General features: G+C 63.3%; 16 protein-coding genes and 1 pseudogene. 12 read left to right on the plus strand and 5 right to left on the minus strand.

Annotated features, from left to right (window positions below):
• The first annotated feature begins 137 nt into the window (after positions 1-137).
• The 3 genes from dgcB to etfB are packed head-to-tail and all read left to right on the plus strand — an operon-like array spanning position 138 to position 4106.
• Entirely contained in the window at positions 138-2093 is a 1956-nt protein-coding gene (gene dgcB, locus ACPZMI_RS01785) for a dimethylglycine demethylation protein DgcB (protein WP_186711267.1), read from the plus strand.
• Positions 2093-3325 carry an electron transfer flavoprotein subunit alpha gene (etfA, locus tag ACPZMI_RS01790; protein WP_426351570.1) on the plus strand — a complete coding sequence of 411 codons (1233 nt, stop codon included), beginning with the start codon at positions 2093-2095 and terminating at the stop codon, positions 3323-3325. The genes dgcB and etfA overlap by 1 nt, the downstream gene beginning before the upstream one ends.
• A gap of 10 nt (positions 3326-3335) precedes the next feature.
• Positions 3336-4106: an electron transfer flavoprotein subunit beta gene (gene etfB, locus ACPZMI_RS01795; RefSeq protein WP_426351571.1), complete on the plus strand. Its 771-nt coding sequence runs from the start codon at positions 3336-3338 to the stop codon at positions 4104-4106.
• A 680-nt stretch (positions 4107-4786) separates the two neighbouring features.
• Here the strand turns inward: etfB and gbcA are convergent.
• Complete coding sequence (gene gbcA / locus ACPZMI_RS01800; RefSeq protein ID WP_186667467.1) at positions 4787-6079, minus strand: glycine-betaine demethylase subunit GbcA; 1293 nt, start codon at positions 6077-6079, stop codon at positions 4787-4789.
• A 296-nt stretch (positions 6080-6375) separates the two neighbouring features.
• Between gbcA and gbcB the strand changes: the two genes are divergently transcribed.
• Positions 6376-7476 (plus strand): glycine-betaine demethylase subunit GbcB, encoded by a 1101-nt coding sequence (gene gbcB / locus ACPZMI_RS01805; RefSeq protein WP_186667468.1) that lies wholly within the window; start codon positions 6376-6378, stop codon positions 7474-7476.
• A gap of 147 nt (positions 7477-7623) precedes the next feature.
• On the opposite strand, the gene ACPZMI_RS01810 is transcribed toward gbcB, so the two are convergent.
• Complete coding sequence (locus tag ACPZMI_RS01810; RefSeq protein WP_411384435.1) at positions 7624-8496, minus strand: methyl-accepting chemotaxis protein; 873 nt, start codon at positions 8494-8496, stop codon at positions 7624-7626.
• A pseudogene (locus ACPZMI_RS01815) lies at positions 8479-9243 on the minus strand (MCP four helix bundle domain-containing protein); the annotation flags it as partial. The pseudogene ACPZMI_RS01815 and the gene ACPZMI_RS01810, both read right to left, overlap by 18 nt.
• A gap of 269 nt (positions 9244-9512) precedes the next feature.
• Here ACPZMI_RS01815 and ACPZMI_RS01820 point away from each other — a divergent pair.
• Together ACPZMI_RS01820 and ACPZMI_RS01825 are read left to right on the plus strand one after the other, a co-directional pair.
• Positions 9513-9743 (plus strand): hypothetical protein, encoded by a 231-nt coding sequence (locus ACPZMI_RS01820; protein WP_054892145.1) that lies wholly within the window; start codon positions 9513-9515, stop codon positions 9741-9743.
• Positions 9740-10042, plus strand: a complete 303-nt coding sequence (locus ACPZMI_RS01825) for a cell division protein ZapA (protein WP_054892146.1) — start codon at positions 9740-9742, stop codon at positions 10040-10042. The genes ACPZMI_RS01820 and ACPZMI_RS01825 overlap by 4 nt, the downstream gene beginning before the upstream one ends.
• 114 nt (positions 10043-10156) lie before the next feature.
• Here the strand turns inward: ACPZMI_RS01825 and ACPZMI_RS01830 are convergent, their stop codons facing one another.
• Complete coding sequence (locus ACPZMI_RS01830) at positions 10157-11197, minus strand: threonine aldolase family protein (protein ID WP_426351572.1); 1041 nt, start codon at positions 11195-11197, stop codon at positions 10157-10159.
• 113 nt (positions 11198-11310) lie between these two features.
• Positions 11311-12726 (minus strand): hypothetical protein, encoded by a 1416-nt coding sequence (locus ACPZMI_RS01835; RefSeq protein ID WP_426351573.1) that lies wholly within the window; start codon positions 12724-12726, stop codon positions 11311-11313.
• A gap of 455 nt (positions 12727-13181) precedes the next feature.
• On the opposite strand from ACPZMI_RS01835, the gene ACPZMI_RS01840 reads away from it, so the two are divergent.
• The 6 genes from ACPZMI_RS01840 to purU all read left to right on the plus strand — a co-directional run bounded on the left by ACPZMI_RS01840 (position 13182) and on the right by purU (position 20712).
• Positions 13182-14435, plus strand: coding sequence for a serine hydroxymethyltransferase (locus ACPZMI_RS01840; RefSeq protein ID WP_063542290.1), 1254 nt, complete (start codon positions 13182-13184; stop codon positions 14433-14435).
• A gap of 15 nt (positions 14436-14450) precedes the next feature.
• Positions 14451-15701 carry a sarcosine oxidase subunit beta family protein gene (locus ACPZMI_RS01845; RefSeq protein ID WP_054892149.1) on the plus strand — a complete coding sequence of 417 codons (1251 nt, stop codon included), beginning with the start codon at positions 14451-14453 and terminating at the stop codon, positions 15699-15701.
• A 16-nt stretch (positions 15702-15717) separates the two neighbouring features.
• Positions 15718-16053, plus strand: coding sequence for a sarcosine oxidase subunit delta (locus tag ACPZMI_RS01850; RefSeq protein WP_186667473.1), 336 nt, complete (start codon positions 15718-15720; stop codon positions 16051-16053).
• On the plus strand, positions 16050-19067 hold the full coding sequence (locus ACPZMI_RS01855; RefSeq protein WP_186667474.1) for a sarcosine oxidase subunit alpha: 3018 nt from the start codon (positions 16050-16052) through the stop codon (positions 19065-19067). The genes ACPZMI_RS01850 and ACPZMI_RS01855 overlap by 4 nt, the downstream gene beginning before the upstream one ends.
• Positions 19068-19209: 142 nt before the next feature.
• On the plus strand, positions 19210-19842 hold the full coding sequence (locus ACPZMI_RS01860) for a sarcosine oxidase subunit gamma (protein ID WP_186667475.1): 633 nt from the start codon (positions 19210-19212) through the stop codon (positions 19840-19842).
• 12 nt (positions 19843-19854) lie between these two features.
• Complete coding sequence (gene purU, locus ACPZMI_RS01865) at positions 19855-20712, plus strand: formyltetrahydrofolate deformylase (RefSeq protein ID WP_054892153.1); 858 nt, start codon at positions 19855-19857, stop codon at positions 20710-20712.
• Positions 20713-20727 lie beyond the last annotated feature (15 nt).

Raw genomic sequence — 20727 nt, forward strand, 5'->3', positions numbered from 1 at the left:
CCCCCCCCCCCCCCCCCCCCCCCCCCCCCCCCCCCCCCCCCCCCCCCCCCCCCCCCCCCCCCCCCCCCCCCCCCCCAGGGCCGGTGCAGGATTCCAGGGGCCTGAACCCCTTGCAACCGCTGTTGTGGGAGCCTCCCATGTTGAACACCCTTCTACCCATCCTGCTGTTCGCCGCACTCGCCCTGGCGGTGCTCGGCGCCCTGCGCCGGGTGCGCATGTGGCGGCGCGGGCGGCCGAGCAAGGTCGACCTGCTCGGCGGCCTGCTGGCCATGCCGCGGCGCTACCTGGTCGATCTGCACCATGTGGTCGAGCGCGACAAGTACATGTCCAAGACCCACGTGGCCACTGCAGGTGGCTTCGTCCTGTCGGCGCTGTTGGCGATCCTGGTGCATGGCTTCGGCCTGCAGAGCAAGATCCTTGGCTACGCGCTGCTGGTTGCTACGGTGATCATGTTCAGCGGCGCGATCTTCGTCTTCAAGCGTCGTCTGAATCCGCCTTCGCGCCTGTCCAAGGGCCCGTGGATGCGCCTGCCGAAAAGCCTGCTGGTATTCGCCGCGAGCTTCTTCATCGCCACCCTGCCGGTGGCGGGCATCCTGCCGGCCAATACCGGCGGCTGGGTGATGGTCGGCATTCTCGGCCTTGGCGTGCTGTGGGGTGTGTCGGAGCTGTTCTTCGGCATGACCTGGGGCGGGCCGATGAAGCACGCCTTCGCCGGTGCCCTGCACCTGGCCTGGCACCGCCGTGCCGAGCGTTTCGGCGGCGGTCGCTCCACTGGCCTCAAGCCGCTCGATCTGGAAGACCCGAACGCACCATTGGGTGTGGAGAAACCGGTCGATTTCACCTGGAACCAGCTGTTGGGCTTCGACGCCTGCGTGCAGTGCGGCAAGTGCGAGGCGATGTGCCCGGCATTCGCCGCCGGCCAGCCGCTGAACCCGAAAAAGCTCATCCAGGACATGGTCATCGGCCTGGCCGGTGGCACCGATGCGACCTTTGCCGGGAGCCCTTACCCCGGTAAACCGGTTGGTCAGCATGGCGGTCATCCGCACCAGCCGATCGTCAACGGCCTGGTCGATGCCGAGACGCTGTGGTCGTGCACCACCTGCCGCGCTTGCGTGGAGGAGTGCCCGATGATGATCGAGCACGTCGATGCCATCGTCGACATGCGCCGCCACCTCACGCTGGAAAAGGGCGCGACGCCGAACAAGGGCGCCGAGGTGCTCGACAACCTGATCGCCACCGACAACCCCGGCGGCTTCAACCCCGGCGGGCGGATGAACTGGGCCGCCGACCTGAACCTGAAACTGCTGTCGGACGTGAAGAGCACCGAGGTGTTGTTCTGGGTCGGCGACGGCGCCTTCGACATGCGCAACCAGCGCACCCTGCGTGCCTTCGTCAAGGTGCTCAAGGCCTCGGGTGTGGACTTCGCCGTGCTCGGCCTGGAAGAGCGCGACAGCGGTGACGTGGCCCGTCGCCTGGGCGATGAAGCGACCTTCCAGCACCTGGCCAGGCGCAACATCCAGACCCTGGGCCAATACCGCTTCCAGCGCATCGTCACCTGCGATCCGCACAGCTTCCATGTGCTGAAGAACGAATACGGCGCCCTGGGCGGCGAGTACCAGGTGCAGCACCACAGCACCTACATCGCCGAACTGATCGCCGCCAACAAGCTCAACCTCGGCCAGCACAAGGGCGGTAGCGTGACCTACCACGACCCGTGCTACCTGGGGCGCTACAACGGCGAGTACCAGGCCCCGCGCGACGTGCTCAAGGCCTTGGGCATCGAGGTGCGCGAGATGCAGCGCTCGGGCTTCCGTTCGCGTTGCTGTGGCGGTGGCGGCGGTGCGCCGATCACCGACATCCCGGGCAAGCAGCGTATCCCCGACATGCGCATGGACGATATCCGCGAGACCGAGGCCGAACTGGTGGCGGTAGGTTGTCCACAGTGCACGGCGATGCTTGAGGGTGTGGTCGAGCCGCGCCCACAGATCAAGGATCTGGCCGAGTTGGTCGCCGATGTGCTGATCGAAGACGAGACGCCCGCCGCTGCGAGCAAATCGAACCTGGTAGAACGTGAACCTGCGGAGGTGCACTGATGAGCGACATCATCCGCCGCGATCCTCGCGCCGAGTGGATCGCCCGTAACCGCCTGCATCCGCTGCACGCGGCGATGCAGACGCAACAGACCCGCTGGATGGGCCCCAACGGGCTGATTCGCAAGAACCCCCACGCCATCGCTGCCGGCTTCATCGGCCCCAGCGGCCTCAAGCGTATCGACCGCAGCGGTGCCCAGCAGGGCACGGCGATCGGCGGTCGGCGCACGGCAGCCGCCGAGGTGCAATTGCCCTTGCATCAGGTGGCGGATCCGGCGTTCTACATCGCCGTGGTGCCCGACATGGTCGGTGGCCGCCTCGGCAGCCACGACCGCGACCTGCTCGGCCTTGCCCGCAGCCTTGCCGGCAGTGAGGGGGCAGTGCTTGCGGTCGTCTTTGGCGAACACAAGGAAAGCCACTTTTCCACAGCCGGTGTCGATCGCCTGCTGGTCATCGATGGCGAAGCATTCGAAGGCTATGTGCCCGAGCAGCTTGTCCAGGGCTTGCGGGCTGTGGATAACCAGTTTGCGCCGCAGCACTGGTTGCTGCCTGACAGCCGCACTGGTGGCGGCGAACTGGGGCGGCGCCTGGGGGCAGCGCTCGGCGAGCGCCCGGCCACGCGGGTCTGGCAGATCAAGGACGGCCAGTGCATCGGCCGTGCCGGCGCCGGCCAGCAGGACCTGCAGCGCGGCCTGCCGCGCCTGATACTGGCCGCCGCCGAATGCGCCGAGCCGGTCAGCGAAACCCGTCACGAAGCGCTGCCGGTGGAGTTGTCCACAGGCGTGGCGCGCAGCCTGTCGCGCATCGAAGACCTCGGATCGGTGGCGGTAGACCCGGCGGCCATCGCCATGGCCGAAGCCGAATTCATTGTCTCCGGCGGCAACGGTGTGAAGGATTGGGCACTTTTCCACAGGGCAACTGCGGCCCTGGGGGCAACCGAGGGCGCCTCGCGGGTCGCCGTGGACGACGGCTTCATGCCGCGCAACCGCCAGGTCGGTGCCACCGGTACCTGGGTCACGGCGCGGGTCTACGTGGCGGTGGGGATCTCCGGGGCCATCCAGCACCTGCAAGGTATCGGTGCCTGCGACAAGGTGGTGGCGATCAACATGGATCCCGGCTGCGACATGATCAAACGGGCCGACCTGTCGGTGATTGGCGACAGCGCGGCGATTCTCCAGGCACTGATCGAGGCTGTGGACAACTACCGCAGCGGCGCTCGGCGCGACGCGGCATAAGGGCACGAGCATGAGTACGAAAGTCATCAGCCTGGTTTCCATCGGCGCTCACCCCAGCTCTGGTCGCGCTCGCCGCGCCGAGCAGGATGCACGCGCTGTCGAATTGGGCTTGCAGCTGGCTGGGGATAACTTGCAGGTGGTACATGCCGGCGACCCGCGCGAAGAGGCCCTGCGCGGCTACCTGGGCATGGGCCTGGAGCATCTGGATGTGCTCGAGCAGCCTGCGGGGGCCGATGTGCTGGGGGTGCTGGGGGATTACCTGCGCGACGCTGGTGCTCAACTGGTGCTGACCGGCAGCCAGGCCGAGACGGGTGAAGGCTCGGGCATGCTGCCGTTTCTGCTGGCCGAGAGGCTGGGCTGGCCGTTGGTGGTGGGCCTGGCTGAGGTGGAGTCGATCGAGAATGGCACCGCCCAGGTGCTGCAGGCCTTGCCGCGCGGTCAACGACGCCGGTTGAAGGTACGCCTGCCGTTGCTGGCGACTGTGGATAACGCCGCGCCCAAGCCGCGCCAGAGCGCCTTTGGCCCTGCGCGGCGGGGTGTGCTGGCGGCGCGTAACGTGGCGGTGGTGGACGATGAACTGCTCGAAGGCGACGCCTTGCAGCCTGCCCGCCCGCGGCCCAAGCGGCTCAAGGTGATCAAGGCCAAGAGCGGCGCCGATCGGATGAAGGCAGCCACGGCCAAGGCCAGTGGCCGTGGCGGCAAGGTGCTCAAGGATGTTTCCCCGCAGGAGGGTGCCGAAGCGATCCTCAAGTTGCTGGTGGAGGAAGGCGTGTTGCGCTGACTGGTTGGGGCTGTTGTAGGAGCGGGCTTGCCCGCGAAAAGAACACCGCGCTGCCTGGCATGGGCTACGCCCGTGTTCGCGGGACAAGCCCGCTCCCACAGAGAGTTGCCCACCAAATCTGTTCGCGACCCTGTGAATAAAGTGTTCGCGCTTCGCTACAGCCCTTTGAAATCAATGCGTGTAGAGCATTGATCAAAAAACATACAGCCCGCTCCGTGAATCACCCATGGCAATCCCGGGTCATTCCTATGAGGTTTCCCACAATCACTGTTGGCGGCTCTGTGGATAATATGTTGGGCAACCGCTGGATGCCTTGATTTCATTGGCGTGCAAGCTATTGGTCAATAATTGACCAAAGTCGCCTTAATCACTCTCAAGGTCATGATTGACAAGGGGTCAAGGCCATTATCCACAGCACTTTTCCACGCGGTCTGCATGTGCCCACAAAATCTGTTGGCGTATCTGTGGACAAGGTGTTCGATATTACTTGCAGGCCTCTGGATCAAAGGCTTTCAGAGAATTGATCAAATAATGATCAGTCTGTCGTCTGCCGAGGCTCGACGCCTGTCCACAGAACATCTGAACAACTCTGTGGATAACATGTTCAGTTCCTTTGGATTGCAATGTAAAACGCCACGGCCGATCGCTCGGCCGTGGCGTTTATCAACACCCGTGAAGGCTTACTGCGCCTTGACTTCCTTCAGGTATGGCGCAGGTTCCGCACCCAGGTTGGCCAGGACGCGGTCGCTGTACCAGTCGATGAAGTTGACCACACCGAACTCGTAGGTCTTCGAGTACGGGCCCGGCTGGTAGGCGGTGGAGTTGATCCCGCGCTGGTTCTCTTCGGCCAGACGGCGGTCCTGGTCGTTGGTGGCATCCCACACCTTGCGCATCTGCTCGGGGTCGTAATCGACGCCTTCGACGGCATCCTTGTGCACCAGCCACTTGGTGGTGACCATGGTTTCCTGGGCGCTGATCGGCCACACCGTGAAGACGATCATGTGATCGCCCATGCAGTGGTTCCAGGAGTGCGGCAGGTGCAGGATGCGCATCGAACCGAGGTCGGGGTTCTTGATGCGGCCCATGAGCTTCTTGCACGCCTGCTTGCCGTCCATGGTCATCGACACGGTGCCCTTGAGCAGCGGCATGCGCACGATGCGGTTACGCAGGCCATGGCTCTTGTGCAGGTAAGGGATCTTCTCGGCTTCCCAGGCGGCAGCGGAAGCGGCGACGTGGTCCTTGAACGCCTGGTCGGCGCGCGGGTCGTTGGTGTCGTCCCACTCCAGCAGGGTCTTGAGCAATTCAGGGTGCGAACCGTTGCAGTGGTAGCACTCGCGGTTGTTTTCCAGCACCAGTTTCCAGTTGGCCTTTTCCATCAAGGTGGTCTGCACGGCCACCTTGGCGTTCTCCATGTCGTACGGTTCCATGTAGTGGTCGAGCGTGGCCAGGAACTCGTCGATGGCCGGCGGATTTTCCGCCAGGCTGATGAAGATGTAGCCGCCGGCAGTCTTCACGTTGATCGGCTTGAGGCCGTACTGGTTCATGTCGAAGTCGGCGCCCATCTCGGTGCCGGCGAACAGCAGGCGGCCGTCGAGCTCGTAGGTCCACTGGTGGTAGGGACAGACCAGCTTGGCCACCTTGCCCTTTTCGCTGACGCACAGCCGCGAACCGCGGTGGCGGCAGACGTTGTGGAAAGCGTGCACCTTGCCTTCGGCGCCGCGGATGACGATCACCGGGTTCTTGCCGATCTGCAGGGTGAGGTAGTTGCCTTTCGATGGAATTTCGCAGGTCATCCCCGCGATCAGCCACTCCTTGTGGAAGATCTCCTGCATGTCGATCTGGAACAGGCGCTCGTCGCAGTAGAACGGCTGCGGCAGCGAGTAGGTCCGCTCGCGGGTCTGCAGCATCTCGGCGGTGGCCTTGCGTGCAGGTTCCAGTGGATCGCCCAGGCTCAGGGTTGCGGTGACGTCCATCGTTATATCCTCAAGGCCGTTGTCGGCCGGCGAAAGGTGGCTAATCGTTGTTGTGGTTGGCGCAAGGCTGTCAGCGAAAAAACGGCGGTTCTATTTGCCGAGGAGTGTGCGTTCGCGCCGTTCGCGAACCATATCCATGGGCGACATGGCCGAATCGAATTCCGACGCGCCAACCCTTGTACCTTGGGGCTGGTCGCGATAAGCACGCCGATGTCGCGGATGGGAATGTGCGACGTCACGGCGTTGCGCATTATCGCAGCCATAAGAAGGCCGATAGTCGGCTGCTGGAGAAGAACATGTCCGAAACCTTCCTCAATCCGGTCACCACCCAGACCTGGGCCAACGGCCGCCACATCGTGCGCTGCGTCAAGGTCATCCAGGAGACCTGGGACGTGCGCACTTTCTGCTTCATGGCCGACCAGCCGATCATGTTCTTCTTCAAGCCGGGCCAGTTCGTGACGCTGGAGTTGGAGATCGAAGGCAAGCCAGTGATGCGTTCCTACACCATCTCCAGCTCGCCATCAGTCCCCTACAGCTTCTCGATCACCGTCAAGCGCGTGCCCGGCGGGCTGGTATCGAACTTCCTCCACGACACCCTGCACGAAGGCGCAGAGCTTCCCGTGCACGGCCCGGTGGGGTTGTTCAACGCCATCGACTTCCCGGCCAACAAGGCGCTGTACCTTTCCGGCGGCGTCGGCATCACCCCGGTGATGTCCATGGCGCGCTGGTTCTACGACACCAACGCCAACGTCGACATGGTGTTCGTGCACAGCGCCCGCTCACCCAAGGACATCATCTACCACCGCGAGCTGGAACACATGGCCTCGCGCATCCCCAACTTCAGCCTGCACATCATTTGCGAGAAGCACGGCCTGGGCGAGCCCTGGGCGGGCTATCGCGGCTACCTGAACCAGCGGCTGATGGAGTTGATCGCGCCGGATTACCTCGAGCGGGTGATCTTCTGCTGTGGGCCGACGCCCTACATGAACGCGGTCAAACGCATGCTCGAAGCGGTCGGCTTCGACATGAAGAACTACCACGAGGAATCGTTCGGCGCGACGCCGGCCGAGGCCAAGGCCGATGCGGTCGAGCATGCCGAAGCGGCGGCCGAGGCGCCGGCAGTGGATGTGGCGGACCTCAACCTGGTCGAGTTCGTCGGCAGCGAGAAGAGCATTCGCATCGCCCCGGGCGAGACGGTGCATGCGGCGGCGGCGAAAGTCGGGCTGATGATTCCCAAGGCCTGCGGCATGGGCATCTGCGGCACCTGCAAGGTGCTCAAGCTCGGCGGTGAAGTGGAGATGGACCACAACGGCGGGATCACCGAGGACGACGAAGCCGAAGGCTACATCCTGTCGTGCTGCAGCGTGCCCAAGGGGGATGTGCGGATCGACTACTGATCCGTTGTACCGTACCTGTCGGTGCGGCGAACCGCTGCTGCCTGGCACGGGCTACGCCCGTGTTCGCGGGACAAGCCCGCTCCCACAGGGGATTGGGCTGGCCCTCAGGTTTTGAACAAGACAGTTGCTGCTGCAGGATTTGCGTGTTCAGGTCCTGAACCGCGCCACCAACCCGTTCAGATCCACTGCCAGGCGCGACAGCTCGGCGCTGGCCATGCTGGTCTGGTGTGCGCCGGTCGCGCTCTGCACCGACAGGTCATTGATGTTCACCAGGTTGCGGTCCACCTCGCGGGCCACCTGGGCTTGCTCCTCGGCAGCGCTGGCGATCACCAGGTTGCGCTCGTTGATCTGCGCCACGGCGCTGGTGATGGTGTCCAATGCAAGGCCAGCGCCGCGAGCGATGTTCAGGGTCGATTCGGCGCGATCGGTGCTGGTGCGCATCGATTCCACCGCATGCTCGGTGCCGCCCTGGATGCTGCCGATCATCCGCTCGATCTCGCTGGTCGATTGCTGGGTGCGATGGGCCAATGCCCGCACCTCGTCAGCCACCACCGCGAAGCCTCGTCCAGCCTCGCCGGCACGTGCCGCTTCGATGGCGGCGTTGAGTGCCAGCAGGTTGGTCTGGTCGGCCAGGCCGCGGATCACGTCCAGCACCTTGCCGATATCGCGTGATTGCCCGGCCAGATCCTCGATCAGCCTGGCGGTGGTCTGCACGTCGCTGCTCATGCGTTCGATGGCGCCGACCGTCTCGATCACCAGGTCGCGGCCATCGCCGGCCGAGCGGCTGGCTTCACCCGAGGCCTCCGAGGTGCTGACGGCATTGCGGGCAACCTCTTCGACGGCGCTGGTCATCTCGGTAACCGCAGTGGCGGCTTGCTGGATCTCGTTGTTCTGCTGGGCCAGGCCGCGCGCGCTTTCGTCGGTGACGCTGTTGAGTTCCTCGGCGGCCGAGGCGAGCTGGGTGGCAGAGCCTGAGATCAGTTGCAGGGTGTCGCGCAGCTTGTCCTGCATCTTTGCCATGGCCTGCAGCAGACGGGCGGCTTCGTCGGTGCCGTCGGTGCTGACGCGCTGGGTGAGGTCGCCTTCGGCGATCTGTTCGGCGGCGCGCAGGGCGTCGTCGATCGGACGCACGATGCTGCGTGTCAGCAGCAGCGCGAACAGCAACGTGAGCACCGTGGCAGCCACCAGCAGGCCAATCACCAGCATGAAGGCGCTGTCGTACTGGCGTGCGGCTTCCTCGTTGGCCTTGCGCGTCTGCGCGGTGTTGATCTGCAGCAGGCGGTCCATGGCCTTGTTGATCTGGTCGGAGTTGGCCAGCAGGTCGCGGTTGAGCATCTCGCGCAGAGGATCGAGCTGGCCGGCCTGGCTCAGGCTGCGCATACGGGCTTCAAGCTGGCGGTACTGCGTCAGCAACTGGCCGAGCTGGTCGAATGCGGCCTGTTCCTCAGGCTCGGCGATCAGCGGCACGTAGGCGCTACGAGCCTTGTCGATCTGGGCGTTGCGTTCGTCCATCAGGCGCATGGTATCGGCCTGCGAATCCCGGTTGACCAGCAGGCGATAGGACAGGGTGCGCAGGCGCAGATTGAGCGCGGTCATTTCGTCCAGCAGCTTGATACTCGGGACATTGACCTGCTCGATGATGATGCCCGCCTGCCGGATATTGCCCATCTGGATGAGTGAAAAAATACCCAGGCTAAGCATCAGCACACCGATCAGGGAAAAGCCGAGCAGGGCGCGTGGGGCGATATTCAGATTGCGTAGGGACATGACGTCGAGATCCGGAGGGAAGGCTCGCGTCCATGCGAAGGAATTTGACCTACCTGCCTATCGGTCGGAACGCACGAGTCTTTAGGCAATGGGGGGCTAAACGAGGATTTACACTCGTTCTTCCTGACAGGCGGTTGATCCAGGCCGGAACAAGGTGCCCGCAAGCCTGTCAATCTGCCGGAACACACCCTCCCTTACCTGATTTTTAATGGCGGGGGCGCGAGCTTTTCTTTATCGTGTGCGCCCTTTGCAACAACCGAGATAGACGTATGTTGGAAGCATCCCTGAATCAACTGGAGCAACTGGTCGGCGACCTGATGCACAAGAACGCACAACTGACCGAGCAGAACCAGAAGCTCGATCAGGAACTGGCCCAGGCCAAGGAAGAGAACGAGACCCTGCAGCTGTCGCTGATGGAGCAGGAAGAGAAGCACGGCGCTACCGCTGCACGTATCCAGGCGCTGGTCGAGCGTGCCAGTGCAGGTGTCGTAGGCGCATGAGACTGCAAGCGCAGCCGATCAATGTGGTGAACATTCTCGGCACCGACTACTCGCTGAAGGCGCCCGAGGGCCAGGAAGAGACGCTCTCGCAGGCCGTGCGCATGCTCAACGTCGCTCTGGCCGAGACCAAGCGCAACTACCCCACATTGATCGGCGACAAGTTGCTGGTGCTGGCAGCTTTGAACCTGTGCTCCAAGCAGATCGAGTTGCAGCGCGAGCACGCGCAGACGCTCGAACGCACTCAGGCGAAGGTGGATGCTGCGGTGGACGCCATCGCCCGGACCATCGGCGAGGCCTGAATCCAGGCTCGAGGCAGGGCAACGTCTTGCTGATGACCTTGAGTGGAGGAGCGGGCTTGTCGGGCCCCCACAAGCCCGGTCCCAAACAGCCCGCTCTCGCCGAGTGTCTTTCGATCAGCCGCCGATGATTACGCGGATATCGGCCGCCAGCTCACGCACCCGCGCTTCTTCGGTATCCCACGAGCACATGAAGCGCGCGCCACCGCTACCGATGAAGGTGTAGAAGCGCCAGCCCTTGGCGCGCAGGGCTTCGATGGCGAATTCCGGTAAATGCAGGAACACCCCGTTGGCTTCCACCGGGAACATCAGCTCGACACCCGGCAGGTCACTGACCAGCGAAGCCAGCAACTGCGCGCAGTGGTTGGCGTGCTGTGCGTGACGCAACCAGGCGCCGTCTTCCAGCAGCCCGACCCAGGGCGCCGATAGGAAGCGCATCTTCGAGGCCAGCTGCCCGGCCTGCTTGCAGCGGTAGTCGAAGTCTTCGGCCAGGTCGCGGTTGAAGAACAGGATCGCCTCGCCCACCGCCATGCCGTTCTTGGTGCCACCGAAGCACAACACATCGATGCCCGCCTTCCAGGTCAGCTCCGCCGGCGAACAGCCGAGGAACGCACAGGCGTTGGAGAAGCGTGCGCCATCCATGTGCAGGTTCAGGCCCAGCTCCTTGCAGGTGGCGCTGATTGCCTTGAGCTCGTCGGGGCGATACACGCTGCCGACTTCGGTGGCCTGGGTGATGGTGACCACGCGCGGCTTGGGATAGTGGATGTCCTGGCGTTTGAGCGCGACCTCGCGGATCGAGTCCGGGGTCAGCTTGCCGTTGACGCTGCGTGCGGTCAGCAGTTTGGAGCCGTTGGAAAAGAACTCCGGCGCGCCGCATTCGTCGGTCTCGACGTGGGCGGTCTCCGAGCAGATCACGCTGTGGTAGCTCTGGCACAGCGAGGCCAGCGCCAGGGAGTTGGCGGCAGTGCCGTTGAAGGCGAAGAACACCTCGCAGTCGGTCTCGAACAGCTTGCGGAAGTATTCCGAGGCGCGTTCGGTCCACTGATCGTCACCATAGGCACGCTCATGGCCCTGGTTGGCCTTTTCCATCGCCGCCCAGGCTTCAGGGCAGATGCCGGAATAGTTGTCGCTGGCGAATTGTTGGCTCTTGTCTGTCATGGCGCTGTCCTGTGAGCAAAGCGAGCCAGCACTTTAAACCAAGGATTCGCCAGTTGCCTATACAACGCAAAACCTGCGCAGACGCTCCCTATAGCGCTGCGCAGGTGAAGCGGTCACTCAAGTGCATTGTTCAGTTGTGCGGTCATCAGTTGCACGGGAGCACCAGAATTTGCGGTGTAGCTGCGATACATCCCCGTGGCGTACAACCATCGGCCTGCCGATCTGTGGATGATCACATCGCCGAAGCCGCCAAGGATAGGTTGTGCGGCGTAGCTCTTGATGTGAAACGTACGATTACTGAGCGTGAGCATGCGCAAGATGAAGCCCCACTCAAAATCCGAGATAACCTGGCGGGATACCACAATCTCTTCTTCGCCGTTAATGGTCACCGTCTGCCCGGTTGTCGTGAGCGCGAGGCCATCATCCTGCAACGGGGCTTCTGGGATCGCTGGCTCTGTCAGGGCATGCGTGATGACAGACGCGCCGCCGTCGTCCACGATTTTGGTCAGGTCATGAAATGCATCATTTTCATAGACAAAATCCCCAGGGGCGTAATGGGGCAGCAGCACGTCGTTCACAAGCTCAGTGTTGAATGAGCCATGCTCGGCTTGAACCCTGATGTTTTCTCCAGGGCGATCAGGGTAAAACAACCGATAGTACGTCGTTCCCGATTGATTGAGGTGCACGGACAGGTTGCGTGAACTGGCGATCAGTGCGCGGGCGTTCTTCAATGAATCAACTTCTTTTACGTTGCCGTTGGTTGCTGAAGGTGCGGTGGGCGCGAAATTAAACTCGCCGGCAATGTCGGCAGTATCGGCAGATGAGGGGGGGGTGGCGAACACGCGCGTACTGCGTTTCGGTTGTTCCTCCAGGCTGGCCAACACTATTTCCACTTCATTGGAAGAGCGCTTGCGCCGTCCTACTACCAGAGACAGCAGGTTGCTACTGTCCGGGCTGACGTAGTAATCACCTACCGCCAGTAAGGCGGGCAGCATGGGCAAGCCGGATATATTGTTCGAAGAGTAAGTGCGGCGTATGGAAGTGTCATTGATGTCCTGTGTTCTGAGGACAAGGAAAATTTCCCCGCTCGCCAACTCATACACGGTGCGATCCAGTACGGTATTTTTTTCAGCGGCGCTTGGTTGGAAAGTACCGCCACGGGTAGGGTTGTAGCTCACACGGCTTTTCGGCGCGTCAGCTGGATATGTAGTGCCGGGCGCTTCCAAGGTTTGATAGCTGTAGGACAGCTGTTCATTGCCAGCGTCGTCGACAAGCACTCTGCTGACACGGCCAAGGCTGTTGCCCTCGAATACGATGTCGTCCAACGTCAGATACGGCACGGTTTCGTCCGCCGAGACCGTGGCCACCTTGGACGAACCGTCGCCGAACAACACGGTGACGGTCGCCTGTCCTCCAGCGAGCTTGATCTGCCGATGGATCACTGGCAGCGAAGCCTGACCTTGTTTGAAAACGCTACCAACATTGGCCTGTAGGAGTAATGCCGGATTGTCACTTGGGTGAGTATTCATGAATGAGCTCCTGGCTTATTGATGGTCAGGCTCTGTACGAAAAGCCTTGATAATCGGTGATCGCTGAAGACAGCCTGATGCAACAGCCCAGTCGAAATGCTCACTTTCACCCCGTAAAGTCGGGCGCGACTCAGGCCGTTGCTTGGCTGTTTTCGCCTTGCTGACCTTCTTTTCAAGGCTTATTCAGACAGAGCCAAGGCGACCCTCGCACTTGACTGACGCGTCACTGGTGCCAGTGAGGGTAAGCCTACGCTGCCCTGCCTGGAAACTGACAGAAATACTAGGTAGCCGACTTGTCGAAGAAAGCCAGTGAACCTCCCCGGAGCGCTATGTCGTAAACGCGCCATTGCAAGGCGCGCGCAGGCATCTGTGCCCCCCGGCCCAGTCATACCATCGCTGCAAAGGGTGAGAAGACCCTCATCAGACAAGAAGCGATCGCTGCCGGGAGAAACACGATGTTCAGCAAGCAAGACCAGATCCAGGGTTACGACGATGCACTGCTGGCGGCGATGAATGCCGAGGAACAGCGCCAGGAAGATCACATCGAGCTGATCGCCTCGGAGAACTACACCAGCAAGCGTGTCATGCAGGCCCAGGGCAGCGGCCTGACCAACAAGTACGCCGAAGGCTATCCGGGCAAGCGCTACTACGGTGGCTGCGAGCACGTCGACAAGGTCGAGGCACTGGCCATCGAGCGCGCCAAGCAGCTGTTCGGCGCCGATTACGCCAACGTCCAGCCGCACTCCGGCTCCTCGGCCAACAGCGCGGTCTACCTTGCTCTGCTGCAGGCCGGTGACACCATCCTGGGCATGAGCCTGGCCCACGGCGGCCACCTCACCCACGGTGCCAAGGTGTCGTCCTCGGGCAAGCTTTACAACGCCGTTCAGTACGGAATCGACACCAATACCGGCCTGATCGACTACGACGAAGTCGAGCGCCTCGCCGTCGAGCACAAGCCGAAGATGATCGTCGCAGGTTTCTCGGCCTACTCGAAAACCCTCGATTTCCCACGCTTCCGCCAGATCGCCGATAAAGTCGGTGCGCTGCTGTTCGTCGACATGGCCCACGTTGCCGGTCTGGTCGCTGCGGGCCTGTACCCGAACCCGATTCCTTTTGCCGACGTGGTCACCACCACCACCCACAAGACCCTGCGTGGTCCGCGTGGCGGCCTGATCCTGGCCAAGTCCAACGAAGAAATCGAGAAGAAGCTCAACGCTGCCGTGTTCCCTGGCGCCCAGGGCGGCCCGCTGATGCATGTGATCGCCGCCAAGGCGGTGTGCTTCAAGGAGGCGCTGGAGCCCGAATTCAAGACCTACCAGAAGCAGGTCATCGAGAACGCCCAGGCCATGGCCCAGGTGTTCATCGAGCGTGGTTACGACGTGGTTTCCGGCGGCACCGACAACCACCTGTTCCTGGTCAGCCTGATCCGCCAGGGGCTGACCGGCAAGGATGCTGACGCCGCCCTCGGCCGCGCCCACATCACCGTCAACAAGAACGCTGTGCCCAATGACCCGCAGTCGCCGTTCGTCACCTCGGGCCTGCGCATCGGCACCCCGGCCGTCACCACCCGCGGCTTCAAGGTTGCCCAGTGCGTGGCGCTGGCGGGCTGGATCTGCGATGTGCTGGACAACCTGGGCGACGCCGACGTCGAAGCCGATGTCGCCAAGAACGTCGCCGCCCTGTGCGCCGACTTCCCGGTCTACCGCTGAGTGGAGTAGAACACCATGCAACGCTATTCGGGCTTCGGCCTTCTCAAGCACTCCCTCAGCCACCACGAGAACTGGCAGCGCATGTGGCGCACGCCGACCCCCAAGAAGGTCTACGACGTGGTCATCGTTGGCGGCGGCGGCCATGGCCTGGCCACGGCTTACTACCTGGCCAAGGAACACGGCATCACCAACGTTGCGGTGGTCGAGAAGGGTTACCTGGGCGGTGGCAACACCGCGCGCAACACCACCATCGTGCGTTCCAACTACCTGTGGGATGAGTCCGCGCACCTCTACGAACACGCCATGAAGCTGTGGGAAGGCCTGTCGCAGGACATCAACTACAACGTGATGTTCTCCCAGCGCGGCGTCTACAACCTGTGCCACACCCTGCAGGACATCCGTGATTCCGAGCGCCGGGTCAACGCCAACCGCCTCAATGGTGTCGATGGCGAGCTGATCCTCACCGACCAGGTCGCGGCCGAGATCCCGTACCTGGACTGCTCGAAGAACACCCGTTACCCGATCCTGGGCGCCACCGTGCAGCGTCGCGGCGGCGTCGCCCGCCACGATGCGGTCGCCTGGGGCTTCGCCCGGGCCGCCGACGCCCTGGGTGTGGACCTGATCCAACAGACCGAAGTCATTGGTTTCCGCAAGGAGAACGGTGCGGTGATCGGTGTGGAAACCAACAAGGGCTTCATCGGTGCCAAGCGCGTCGGCGTGGTCACTGCCGGTAACTCCGGGCACATGGCCAAGCTTGCCGGCTTCCGCCTGCCGCTGGAGTCGCACCCCCTGCAGGCACTGGTGTCGGAGCCGATCAAGCCGATCATCGACTCGGTGATCATGTCCAACGCCGTGCACGGCTACATCAGCCAGTCCGACAAGGGCGACCTGGTGATCGGCGCCGGCATCGACGGTTGGGTCGGTTATGGCCAGCGTGGCTCGTACCCGATCATCGAGCACACCCTGCAGGCGATCGTCGAGATGTTCCCGATCCTGTCGCGCGTGCGCATGAACCGCCAGTGGGGCGGCATCGTCGACACCACCCCGGATGCGTGCCCGATCATCTCCAAGACCCCGGTCAAGAACATGTTCTTCAACTGCGGTTGGGGCACGGGCGGCTTCAAGGCCACTCCGGGCTCGGGCAACGTCTTCGCGGCGAGCCTGGCCAAGGGCGAGATGCATCCACTGGCCGCGCCTTTCTCCATCGACCGTTTCTACAACGGCGCGCTGATCGACGAACACGGCGCTGCTGCCGTCGCCCACTGACCCGGAGACAACCGTCATGTTGCAAATCTTCTGTCCCCACTGCGGCGAGCTGCGCTCCGAAGAAGAATTCCACGCTTCAGGCCAGGCGCACATCGCCCGCCCGCTGGACCCGAACACCTGCTCCGACGAAGAGTGGGGCACCTACATGTTCTTCCGCGACAACCCGCGCGGTATCCACCACGAGCTGTGGGACCACGTCGCCGGTTGCCGCCAGTACTTCAACGTGACCCGTGACACGGTGACCTACGAGATTCTCGAAACCTACAAGATCGGTGAGAAGCCTCAGGTGACCGCCGCATCCAGACAAAGCGCCGCACCGGCGACCGCCAAGGGCCAGGGAGAAAAAGTATGAGCCAGGTCTATCGCCTCGCCAGCGGCGGTCGCATCGACCGCAGCAAGGTTCTGAACTTTACCTTCAACGGCAAGACCTACCAGGGTTATGCCGGCGATACCCTGGCCGCCGCGCTGCTGGCCAACGGTGTCGAGATCGTCGGGCGCAGCTTCAAGTATTCGCGCCCGCGCGGGATCATCGCCGCCGGTACCGAAGAGCCGAACGCTATCCTGCAGATCGGCTCCAGCGAAGCCACCCAGATCCCCAACGTGCGTGCCACCCAGCAGGCCCTGTATTCGGGCCTGGTGGCCAGCAGCACCAACGGCTGGCCGAACGTCAACAACGACGTGATGGGCATCATCGGCAAGGTCGGCGGCAACATGATGCCGCCGGGGTTCTACTACAAGACCTTCATGTATCCCAAGTCGTTCTGGATGACCTACGAGAAGTACATCCGCAAGGCGGCGGGCCTGGGCCGTGCACCGCTGCAGAACGACCCGGACAGCTACGACTACATGAACCAGCACTGCGACGTGCTGATCGTCGGTGCCGGCCCGGCAGGCCTGGCTGCTGCACTGGCGGCCGGCCGTAGCGGGGCGCGGGTGATCCTGGCCGACGAACAGGAAGAGTTCGGCGGCAGCCTGCTCGACAGCCGCGAGACCCTCGACGGCAAGCCGGCCGCCGACTGGGTGGCTGCGACCCTTGCCGAGCTGCAGGGGCTGGCCGAAGTCACCCTGCTGCCGCGCAGCACGGTCAACGGTTACCACGACCACAACTTCCTGACCATCCACGAGCGCCTCACCGACCACCTCGGTGACCGCGCGCCGATCGGCCAGGTACGCCAGCGCGTGCACCGTGTGCGGGCCAAGCGTGTGGTGCTGGCTACCGGCGCCCACGAACGTCCGCTGGTGTACGGCAACAACGACCTGCCGGGCAACATGCTGGCCGGAGCGGTTTCCACCTATGTGCGCCGTTATGGCGTAGCGCCGGGCCGCAAGCTGGTGCTGTCGACCAACAACGACCATGCCTACCGCACCGCCCTGGACTGGCACGATGCCGGCCTGCAGGTGGTCGCCATCGCCGATGCGCGCCACAACCCGCGCGGTTCGCTGGTCGAGGAGGCGCGTGCCAAGGGGATCCGCATCCTCACCTCCAGCGCGGTGATCGAAGCCCGTGGCGGCAAGCACGTCACCGGTGCCCGTGTGGCGGCCATCGATGTGCCTGCACACAAGGTCACCAGCCCTGGCGAATGGCTCGAATGCGACCTGGTTGCCACTTCCGGGGGCTACAGCCCGGTGGTGCACCTGGCCTCGCACCTGGGCGGGCGCCCTGTCTGGCGTGACGATATCCTCGGCTTCGTGCCGGGCGACGCGCCGCAGAAGCGTGTGTGCGTCGGTGGCGTGAACGGCGTCTATGCGCTGGGCGACACCCTCGCCGATGGTTTCGAAGGCGGTGTTCGCGCCGCCACCGAGGCCGGCTTCAAGGCCAGCGTCGGCAGCCTGCCCAAGACCGTGCAGCGCAAGGAAGAGGCCACCGTGGCGCTGTTCCAGGTGCCGCACGACAAAGGCACTGCGCGCGCCCCGAAACAGTTCGTCGACCAGCAGAACGACGTCACTGCTGCCGCCATCGAGCTGGCCACCCGCGAAGGCTTCGAGTCGGTCGAGCACGTCAAGCGCTACACCGCGCTGGGCTTCGGCACCGACCAGGGCAAGCTGGGCAACATCAACGGCCTGGCCATCGCCGCCCGCTCGCTGGGTATCACCATTCCGGAAATGGGCACCACCATGTTCCGTCCCAACTACACGCCGGTCACGTTCGGCGCGGTGGCGGGCCGTCATTGTGGCCACCTGTTCGAGCCGGTGCGCTTCACCGCGCTGCACGCCTGGCACGTGAAGAACAACGCCGAGTTCGAGGATGTCGGCCAGTGGAAGCGTCCGTGGTACTTCCCCAAGCCTGGCGAAGACATTCACGCCGCCGTGGCTCGTGAGTGCAAGGCGGTGCGTGACAGCGTGGGCCTGCTCGATGCTTCCACGCTCGGCAAGATCGACATCCAGGGCCCGGATGCGCGCGAGTTCCTCAACCGCGTGTACACCAACGCCTGGACCAAGCTCGATGTGGGCAAGGCCCGCTACGGCCTGATGTGCAAGGAAGACGGCATGGTCTTCGACGACGGTGTGACCGCCTGCGTCGGCGACAACCACTTCATCATGACCACCACCACTGGCGGCGCCGCCCGTGTGCTGCAGTGGCTGGAGCTGTACCACCAGACCGAATGGCCGGAGCTGAAGGTGTACTTCACCTCGGTCACCGACCACTGGGCGACCATGACCCTGTCCGGCCCCAACAGCCGCAAGCTGCTGGAGCAGATCAGCGATATCGACCTGGACAAGGACGCCTTCCCGTTCATGAGCTGGAAGGAAGGCAACGTCGGTGGGGTGCCGGCGCGGGTGTTCCGTATCTCGTTCACCGGCGAGCTGTCTTACGAGGTCAACGTCCAGGCCAACTACGCCATGGGCGTGCTGGAAAAGATCATCGAGGCGGGCAAGCAGTACAACCTCACGCCGTACGGCACCGAGACCATGCACGTGCTGCGTGCCGAGAAGGGCTTCATCATCGTCGGCCAGGACACCGACGGCTCGATGACGCCGGACGACCTGAACATGAGTTGGTGCGTGGGCCGCAACAAGCCGTTCTCGTGGATCGGCCTGCGCGGCATGAACCGCGAGGACACCACCCGCGAGAACCGCAAGCAACTGGTCGGCCTCAAGCCTGTGGACCCGAACGTGTGGCTGCCTGAAGGTGCCCAGCTGGTGTTCGATCCCAAGCAGCCGATTCCGATGGACATGGTCGGTCACGTCACCTCCAGCTACAAGGCCAACTCCCTGGGCTATTCGTTCGCCATGGGCGTGGTCAAGGGTGGCCTCAAGCGCCTCGGCGAGCGGGTCTATTCGCCACAGGCCGACGGCAGCGTGATCGAGGCAGAGATCGTGTCTTCGGTGTTCTTCGATCCGAAGGGTGAGCGACAGAACGTCTAAGGCATTGGAAGACCACGCCGGACCCTGTGGGAGCGGGCTTGCCCCGCGATTGCGATGGTGGCCTCTGTGCCCCAATCGCGGGACAAGCCCGCTCCTACAGGTCGGCGCCGTTCCTGGCACAAGAATTCAAGGCAGGTAAGAAATGAGCGCTATCAACGTCTTCCAGCAAAACCCCGGCAGCGATGCCAAGGCCCAGTCGCCGCTGCACCACGCAGACCTGGCCAGCCTGGTCGGCAAGGGCCGCAACAACGCAGGCGTCACCCTGCGCGAGAAGAAATTCCTCGGTCACCTGACGATCCGTGGTGATGGCCACGATCCGCAGTTCGCCGGCGCCGTGCACAAGGCCCTGGGCCTGGAGCTGCCGGTGGCGCTGACGGTGGTCGCCAACAGTGACATGTCGCTGCAGTGGGTCGGCCCCGACGAATGGCTGCTGATCGTCCCGGGCGGCCAGGAGTTCAGCGTCGAGCAGAAGCTGCGCGATGCCCTCGACGGCCAGCATGTCCAGGTGGTCAATGTCAGTGGCGGGCAGACCCTGCTCGAGCTGCGCGGCCCGAACGTGCGCGACGTGCTGATGAAATCCACCAGCTATGATGTACACCCGAACAACTTCCCGGTGGGCAAGGCCGTCGGCACCGTGTTCGCCAAGTCGCAACTGGTGATCCGCCGCACTGCCGAAGACACCTGGGAGCTGGTGATCCGCCGCAGCTTCTCCGACTACTGGTGGCTGTGGCTGCAGGACGCATCGGCCGAGTACGGCCTGGCCATCGAGGCATAAGGAGCGCAGATCATGAGTCGGGCACCGGACACCTGGATTCTCACCGCCGACTGCCCGAGCATGCTCGGCACGGTCGATGTGGTCACGCGTCATCTCTTCGAGCAGCGCTGCTACGTCACCGAGCATCACTCCTTCGATGACCGACTGTCGGGGCGTTTCTTCATCCGTGTCGAATTCCGTGCACCTGACGGTTTCGATGAAGATGCCTTCCGTGCCGGATTCGCCGAGCGCAGTGAAGCCTTTGGCATGGCGTTCGAGCTGACGGCACCCAATCACCGCCCCAAGGTGGTGATCATGGTGTCCAAGGCCGACCATTGCCTGAACGACCTGCTGTATCGCCAGCGCATCGGCCAATTGGGCATGGAGGTGGTCGCAGTGATCTCCAACCACCCCGACCTGGAGCCGCTGGCGCACTGGCACAAGATTCCCTACTACCACTTCGCGCTCGACCCGAACGACAAGCCGGGCCAGGAGCGCAAGGTGCTCAAGGTGATCGAGGAAACCGGCGCGGAGCTGGTGATTCTCGCGCGCTACATGCAGGTGCTGTCGCCAGAGCTGTGCCGGCGCCTGGATGGCTGGGCGATCAACATCCATCACTCGCTGCTGCCGGGCTTCAAGGGCGCCAAGCCTTATCACCAGGCGTACAACAAGGGTGTGAAGATGGTCGGCGCGACCGCCCACTACATCAACAACGACCTCGACGAAGGGCCGATCATTGCCCAGGGCGTCGAGGTGGTCGATCACAGCCACTATCCTGAAGATCTGATCGCCAAGGGGCGCGATATCGAGTGCCTGACCCTGGCGCGGGCGGTGGGGTATCACATCGAGCGACGGGTGTTTTTGAACGCCAACAGGACTGTCGTTCTCTGACGTCTGCACGGGCCT

This window comes from Pseudomonas wayambapalatensis (assembly GCF_049942315.1).
GTDB lineage: Bacteria > Pseudomonadota > Gammaproteobacteria > Pseudomonadales > Pseudomonadaceae > Aquipseudomonas > Aquipseudomonas wayambapalatensis.

Excerpts from the sequence above, each read along its gene's own strand:
- dgcB (WP_186711267.1), top strand. The coding sequence starts at position 138 with ATGTTGAACACCCTTCTACCCATCCTGCTGTTCGCCGCACTCGCCCTG.
- etfA (WP_426351570.1), top strand. The coding sequence starts at position 2,093 with ATGAGCGACATCATCCGCCGCGATCCTCGCGCCGAGTGGATCGCCCGT.
- etfB (WP_426351571.1), top strand. The coding sequence starts at position 3,336 with ATGAGTACGAAAGTCATCAGCCTGGTTTCCATCGGCGCTCACCCCAGC.
- gbcA (WP_186667467.1), bottom strand. The coding sequence starts at position 6,079 with ATGGACGTCACCGCAACCCTGAGCCTGGGCGATCCACTGGAACCTGCA.
- gbcB (WP_186667468.1), top strand. The coding sequence starts at position 6,376 with ATGTCCGAAACCTTCCTCAATCCGGTCACCACCCAGACCTGGGCCAAC.
- ACPZMI_RS01810 (WP_411384435.1), bottom strand. The coding sequence starts at position 8,496 with ATGGCAAAGATGCAGGACAAGCTGCGCGACACCCTGCAACTGATCTCA.
- ACPZMI_RS01820 (WP_054892145.1), top strand. The coding sequence starts at position 9,513 with ATGTTGGAAGCATCCCTGAATCAACTGGAGCAACTGGTCGGCGACCTG.
- ACPZMI_RS01825 (WP_054892146.1), top strand. The coding sequence starts at position 9,740 with ATGAGACTGCAAGCGCAGCCGATCAATGTGGTGAACATTCTCGGCACC.
- ACPZMI_RS01830 (WP_426351572.1), bottom strand. The coding sequence starts at position 11,197 with ATGACAGACAAGAGCCAACAATTCGCCAGCGACAACTATTCCGGCATC.
- ACPZMI_RS01835 (WP_426351573.1), bottom strand. The coding sequence starts at position 12,726 with ATGAATACTCACCCAAGTGACAATCCGGCATTACTCCTACAGGCCAAT.
- ACPZMI_RS01840 (WP_063542290.1), top strand. The coding sequence starts at position 13,182 with ATGTTCAGCAAGCAAGACCAGATCCAGGGTTACGACGATGCACTGCTG.
- ACPZMI_RS01845 (WP_054892149.1), top strand. The coding sequence starts at position 14,451 with ATGCAACGCTATTCGGGCTTCGGCCTTCTCAAGCACTCCCTCAGCCAC.
- ACPZMI_RS01850 (WP_186667473.1), top strand. The coding sequence starts at position 15,718 with ATGTTGCAAATCTTCTGTCCCCACTGCGGCGAGCTGCGCTCCGAAGAA.
- ACPZMI_RS01855 (WP_186667474.1), top strand. The coding sequence starts at position 16,050 with ATGAGCCAGGTCTATCGCCTCGCCAGCGGCGGTCGCATCGACCGCAGC.
- ACPZMI_RS01860 (WP_186667475.1), top strand. The coding sequence starts at position 19,210 with ATGAGCGCTATCAACGTCTTCCAGCAAAACCCCGGCAGCGATGCCAAG.
- purU (WP_054892153.1), top strand. The coding sequence starts at position 19,855 with ATGAGTCGGGCACCGGACACCTGGATTCTCACCGCCGACTGCCCGAGC.